This window comes from Stenotrophomonas sp. 3diitr2024, from assembly GCF_042136455.1.
In the GTDB taxonomy this organism is placed as follows: domain Bacteria; phylum Pseudomonadota; class Gammaproteobacteria; order Xanthomonadales; family Xanthomonadaceae; genus Stenotrophomonas; species Stenotrophomonas sepilia.
Genome location: NZ_JBHHMJ010000605.1, coordinates 1 through 376 on the forward strand (window position 1 = coordinate 1; position 376 = coordinate 376).

Genomic DNA, 376 nt, shown 5'->3' on the forward strand with positions numbered 1-376 from the left:
CGGCTGGATGATTCCAATCCGATGGTCGATGCGCGCCTGCCCAACGGCGGCCGCCTCAACGCGATCATCTCGCCACTGGCGGTGGACGGGCCGATGGTGTCCATCCGCAAGTTCCGCAAGGACCCGTTCACCCCCGACGACTTTCGATAGATACGCCCATGTCCTCCGCTTTCGGCGCCGAAACGGTGCTTGAGGTCCGTCACTGGACCGATGCCTACTTCAGCTTCACCACCACCCGCGACAGCGGTTTCCCGTTCAGAGCCGTGCCCACGCCATGACCGACGCCTCCTCCGCCCTGACCCGCCACTACGCCGAGGAACTGGACGCCATCCGCGCCCAGGGCCTGTTCAAGTCCGAGCGGATCATCACCAGCCCG

The 376-nt window shown here is 65.4% G+C and carries 2 pseudogenes; both read left to right on the top strand.

The features are described 5' to 3' along the window. A pseudogene (locus ABGA94_RS15865) lies at positions 1-141 on the top strand (CpaF family protein); the annotation flags it as partial. 17 nt (positions 142-158) lie between these two features. Continuing rightward, positions 159-257 (top strand): annotated as a pseudogene (locus ABGA94_RS15870) (ferredoxin--NADP reductase); the annotation flags it as partial. Between the last annotated feature and the right edge of the window lie 119 nt (positions 258-376).